This is a genomic window from Cellulosimicrobium cellulans (assembly GCF_042723955.1).
Classification (GTDB): Bacteria; Actinomycetota; Actinomycetes; order Actinomycetales; family Cellulomonadaceae; genus Cellulosimicrobium; species Cellulosimicrobium cellulans_H.
Map to the genome: position 1 here is coordinate 1 of NZ_JBHXIC010000068.1, position 5,091 is coordinate 5,091.

General features: G+C 75.1%; 6 protein-coding genes. 2 read left to right on the top strand and 4 right to left on the bottom strand.

Annotated features, from left to right (window positions below; genetic code table 11):
- Positions 1-1,090: sigma-70 family RNA polymerase sigma factor (locus tag ACFWH7_RS16085; RefSeq protein ID WP_378217801.1), on the bottom strand; the 1,090-nt coding region annotated here is incomplete at its 3' end.
- 175 nt (positions 1,091-1,265) lie between these two features.
- Here ACFWH7_RS16085 and ACFWH7_RS16090 point away from each other — a divergent pair.
- Complete coding sequence (locus ACFWH7_RS16090) at positions 1,266-2,063, top strand: hypothetical protein (protein ID WP_378217803.1); 798 nt, start codon at positions 1,266-1,268, stop codon at positions 2,061-2,063.
- A gap of 108 nt (positions 2,064-2,171) precedes the next feature.
- Here ACFWH7_RS16090 and ACFWH7_RS16095 read toward each other — a convergent pair whose 3' ends face one another.
- On the bottom strand, positions 2,172-2,480 hold the full coding sequence (locus ACFWH7_RS16095; protein WP_378217805.1) for a DUF1540 domain-containing protein: 309 nt from the start codon (positions 2,478-2,480) through the stop codon (positions 2,172-2,174).
- Positions 2,481-2,688: 208 nt separating this feature from the next.
- Here ACFWH7_RS16095 and ACFWH7_RS16100 point away from each other — a divergent pair, with 208 nt between their 5' ends.
- Complete coding sequence (locus ACFWH7_RS16100) at positions 2,689-3,414, top strand: phosphotransferase family protein (RefSeq protein ID WP_378217807.1); 726 nt, start codon at positions 2,689-2,691, stop codon at positions 3,412-3,414.
- 21 nt (positions 3,415-3,435) lie between these two features.
- On the opposite strand, the gene ACFWH7_RS16105 is transcribed toward ACFWH7_RS16100, so the two are convergent.
- Together ACFWH7_RS16105 and ACFWH7_RS16110 are read right to left on the bottom strand one after the other, a co-directional pair.
- Positions 3,436-3,930, bottom strand: a complete 495-nt coding sequence (locus ACFWH7_RS16105) for a heat shock protein transcriptional repressor HspR (RefSeq protein ID WP_378217809.1) — start codon at positions 3,928-3,930, stop codon at positions 3,436-3,438.
- A 26-nt stretch (positions 3,931-3,956) separates the two neighbouring features.
- The gene (locus ACFWH7_RS16110) at positions 3,957-4,946 is read right to left on the bottom strand and encodes a DnaJ C-terminal domain-containing protein (protein WP_378217811.1); all 990 of its coding nucleotides are present in this window, start codon (positions 4,944-4,946) and stop codon (positions 3,957-3,959) included.
- Positions 4,947-5,091 lie beyond the last annotated feature (145 nt).

Sequence of the window (5,091 nt, forward strand, 5' to 3'; positions counted from 1 at the left end):
CCGCCGCACCGCCGGCCGCCGCCGCGGCCCCACCGACGGACGCCGCGCCGGCCCCGACCGCACCGCCGGAACCACCGGCCGCGCCTGCGGCGGCACCCGCACCGCCGACGGCACCGGTCCCGACCGCGCCTCCCCCGGCGCCCGCACCCGTGCTCGCTCCCGCGCCCGCACTGCCGGAACCGCCTGCGGCAGCGGAACCGCCCGCCGATCCCGCGCCCCCGCTCGACGAACCCTGGAGGGCGGCACCGACGCCGCCGGCGACGGCCGCCCCGCCGAACGTCGGGAGGGCCGTCCCGACGAGGCCGAGCGCACCGACGCCGAGGACCAGCGGGGCGATGACGGCCCGCATGCCGTGCGACACGTCGCCCAGCTCGAGCACGAGCGCCCGGCACTCGCCGCAACCGTCGAGGTGGGACTCCACGCGCGCCGTCTCACGCTTGGCGAGCCCGCCGCGCACGTACGAGCCGAGGAGCGCGTTGACCGTGCGGCACTCCTCGGCGGGGACGGACGTCAGGTGCTGCTGGAGGTACGCCTGGCGCAGCCCTTCGCGCGCCCGGTAGGCGAGCGCGGAGACGCCGTTCGCGGTGAGGCCGAGGATCGGCGCGATGTCCGCCGGCGAGAGGTTCTCGACCTCCGTGTACCAGAGGACGGCGCGCCACCGCTCGGGGAGCTCCTGGTAGGCGCGCGTGACCGTCGAGCGCTCGAACCCCTCGAGGGTCGGGTCCTCGGTGGACGCCATGGGTCCGAACGCGGACTCGAACGTGCGCTCGTCGTCGGTCGGCTGCGTGCGCCGGGCGCCGTTGACGAGGTCGTAGGAGAGGCGCCGGACGACGGTGAAGAGATAGGCGCGGAAGGTGACGTCCGGCCCGCCCCCTCCCTGGAGCACCGACAGCGTGCGCGCGAACGCGTCGGAGACGACGTCGTCGGCGTCGGCCGTGGACCGGACGTACTGCCGCGCGACCGTGCGGGCCGCGGCGGCGTGGCGCTCGTACAGCGCGCCGTAGGCGCTGGTGTCGCCCTCGCGCACGGCCGTGATGAGCTCGGCGTCGCTGAACGCCTCGCTCCACACCCGTTCCTGCGCCTGCGTCATGTCACCCGCCCCGGAGACCGCCCCGCTCCGAGGCGTACAGCGGCCATAGTAGACGCCCGTCCAACTTCGGGGCAGGGGGCTTCCGACGACAGAACGGTAACGGCCGGAGTCCTCCCCGTTCGCCCGATTTCACCCCGGACGCGGCGTCCCGGAAACTTCTTCGTCGATCCGCGTCATGGATCGCCCCGTCGCCCGTCTCATCTACATGGACCACCTCCACGGGTACACCGTGCCCGCTCCCGACGCGGTGCGCGAGCGCTGGCGTCGCGCGAGCGCCGAGAGCGTCTGGCTGCGACCGGGCGACTGGTACCACCCTGCCGTCGACGCCCTCGTCGAGGCGCTGTGCGAGGAGCGGGACGGGACACCGGCCGCCCAGCGGCTCGGCCGCGTGCGGGCCGAGGCGGGCGTCGGGATCGGCGAGGCCATCGACGACGTGGTGTGCATGTACCGGGCGCACGACCGCGAGCCCGGGACCGACCTGCTCCGCGCGGTCGCCGTCGGGTGGTCCGACGGCTACGAGGCGACCCCCGTGACCCCCGAGGTCATGGACCCCGAGTCCGGTCTCGCGACGTCCCAGTACCTGGTCCAACGGCTCCGGGAGACGTACGGCGTCGCGCAGCGCGCGGGGGTCGACGCCGCGGCGTCGCACGGCCTGCTCGTCGTGGACGTCGCGCTCGACCACCTGACCGGGTGGCAGCGCTTCGCCCGGTCGGCGGCGATGGGCCGCGCGCTGACGCACACCTTCGGTGACGGCCATCCCATGGCCTCCCTCGGCAACGGGCTCTTCGTCGTGCTCGGGGAGCGCGGCGCCGACGACGACACCCTGCGCACCGTGCTCCGCCACAACATCGAGCGCACGGGCCTCGCGCTGGGCGTCACGGCGATCCTGCGCCGACCGCCGCGCGTCTGGCTCGAACCGCTCCCCCGCACCCACTCCGCCGCCGTCCAGCTCCTCGACGCGCTCCAGCGCTGACCGCACGACGACGCCCCGACCACGCGGGCGAGCGCGCGGACGGGGCGTCTGGGGGGCGTCTGCGGCCGGTGGGTGACCGGCCGCCTCCGAGGAGGTCGAGGTCGCGCGTCAGCGCGGGGTGAAGGTGAGGCAGTCGGCCTTGTCCTCGCCGGACGCGCCGGCGCCCACGCGGATCGACGGGGCCGAGCACTCGAGCGAGGAGTTGTGGACGCACTCGGTGCGCTGGCACGCCCCGACGTGCGCGAGCACCTTCTCGAGGCCGCCCTTGGTCCCGAGCGGGATGAAGGTCGCGCACTCGGCGTCGCCCGTGTGACCGGCGATCGTCACGGCGCCGGCGTGGCACCCGTGGTCGTGGTTGTACCCGCAGCCGTCGATGGAACACTCGACGACCTGGGGCATCTCCGTGAGGCTGCTCATCGCGATCTCCTGTTCTCCGAGGACCCGTGGGGGGCCGGGCTTCCGTGTCCACGGTATTCCCGGAATTCCGCGATGTATAGCAAGGAAGGCCTTGCTAAGAAATGCAGAAATGGCGCGGTATTAGCGCACGACATTCTTGCATAAATGCGTAACCAGGGCTGATGCCCGGACCCTCGTCAGGAGGGCGGGAGAGGCGTAACGTCGGCTCATGGCCCCCTCGCTCGGCGCGCCGCTGTTCTCGGGTGCCGACGCCGACCTGTACGCGGTCGGCGCCGACCGGGTCCTGCGACGCTCGCGCTCGGGGGCCGACACGGTCGGCACCGCCGAGGTCATGCGGCACGTGCGCGCCGCGGGCTTCCCCGCCCCGCGCGTCGACGCCGCGACGGACGGCGACCTCACCATGGAGCTCCTGCGCGGGCCGACGCTCCTCCAGTCGATCCTCGGCGGGCGGACGTCGCTCGCCGCGTCGGCCCGGGTCCTCGTCGCGCTGCACGACGCGCTGCACGCGGTCCCGCCCCCGGCGCCGCACGAGCCCGCGTACGCGGCGCTCACCGCGCCGTCCTTCGCGGCGCTCGACGCGCCCTCCGGGTCGCCGTGCGTCCTGCACCTCGACCTGCACCCGGCGAACGTCGTGCTCACCGCCGACGGCCCGGCCGTCCTGCACTGGACGAACGCCCGGCTCGGGCCGGCCGGGCTCGACCTCGCCGTGACCGCCGTCGTCCTCGCGGAGGTCGCCGCCGACGAGGACGACGAGCTCGCGCCGGGCGCGCGGGTCCTGCTGGACGCGTTCCTCCACCTCGCCGACCCGGCGCTCCTGCGGCACCTCGACGCCGCCGCGCGGACCCGTGCCGCGGACCCGGGCCTCGATCCCTCGGAGGTCGCGCTCGTCCCCGCCGCCGCGGCGCTCGTCGCGCGCGAGGCCCGCCGGAGCTGAGACCCGGGCGGAAAGCCGGGGTCAGGACCCCGCGTCGTCGGGCCGGGGCCGCCAGATCACCAGCGCGCGCGCCTCGCCGTGCTCGACGAGCGTCTCGCGCAGCGCCTCCTCGACCCCGCGGCGCACGCTGCGCCCGCGCGGCACGACGACGACGTCACCGCTCGCCGCGGCCGCGAACACCCTGCCACCGGGCTCGACGCGCGCGGAGAGCGCCTCGATGCGGCGTTCCAGCCGCTCGACCTGCGACTCGAGCGAGAGGATGCGCTGGATACCCGCGAGGTTGATGCCCTCGTCGTGGCTGAGCCGCTGCACCTCGAGCAGCTTCGCGACGTCGCGCAGCGAGTAGCGCCGCCCGCGGCCCGCGGTGCGGCGCGGCACCACGAGGCCGAGGCGGTCGTACTGACGCAGCGTCTGCGGGTGCATGCCCGCGAGCGCCGCGGCCTGGGAGATGACGAGGACGGGCGCATCCTGCTCGACGTCGCTCCCCCGGCCCGGGTTCGCACCCTCCGCGGTCATGGTCGACGGCCTCCTCACGCCGCTGCTCAGACGGCCGCGTCGCGCACGAGGTCGGCGCGCACGTCCTGGCCGTCGGTCTCGGCGGCGAACGTCTCGACCGCCTCGCGTGCGGCCTTCGAGAGCTTCTGCGGCACCGCGACCTGGACCGTGACGAGCAGGTCGCCGGTCGCCTTCGCGGTCTTCACGCCCCGGCCCTTGACCCGCAGCGTGCGCCCCGAGGGCGTCCCGGCCGGCACCTTGACCTTGACGGTCGTGCCGTCGAGAGTCGGCACGCTGATCGTCGCCCCGAGCGCGGCCTCGGCGAACGTCACGGGGACGGTCACGCGGAGGTTGGTGCCGTCGAGGGAGAACACGGGGTGCGGGGTGACGTGCACCGTGACGACGAGGTCGCCGTCGGGACCGCCCGCCATGCCGGGGCGGCCCTTGCCGCGCAGCCGGATCTTCTGCCCGTCGCGCACGCCCGGCGGGATGCGGGTGGTGACGTTGCGGCCGTCGACGGTGAACGTCACGGTCGAGCCCTCGACCGCCTGGCGGAACGGGAGGGTCGTGGCCGCGGCGACGTCCGCACCGGCCCGCGGGCGGGGGCCGCCGCCGAACTGCTGCGCGCCCGCGCCGCCGAACATCGAGCCGAGGATGTCCTCGAAGCCGCCGCCCTGGCCACCGGTCGAGTACCGGACCCGGGTGCCGCCCGGGCCGCCGCCGCCGAACATGCCGCCGAACACGTCCTCGAAGCCCGCGCCCCCGGCACCGCCGGGGCCCGCGGAGAAGCGGGCGCCGCCGCCAGCCATCGCCCGGATCGCGTCGTACTGCTCGCGCTCCTTGGCGTCGGAGAGCACGGCGTAGGCCTCGCCGATCTCCTTGAACTTCGCCTCGGCGCTCGCGTCACCCTGGTTCTGGTCGGGGTGGTACTTGCGCGCGAGCTTGCGGTAGGCCTTCTTGATCGTGGCGTCGTCGGCGTCCTTGGGGACGCCGAGCGCGGCGTAGAAGTCCTTCTCCATCCAGTCCTGTCCGGTCACGGCGCCTCCCTCCTGTCGGTGGTCGTGGTCCTGGTCCTTCGCGTCATGGCTGGTGCCGATGGTCGGTCTGCTGCTGGTGATCCTCGCGTGCCCGACGGCGGGGCCGCACGCCGCGCGGGGGGAGGGGCGCGCCGGGGGGGACGGG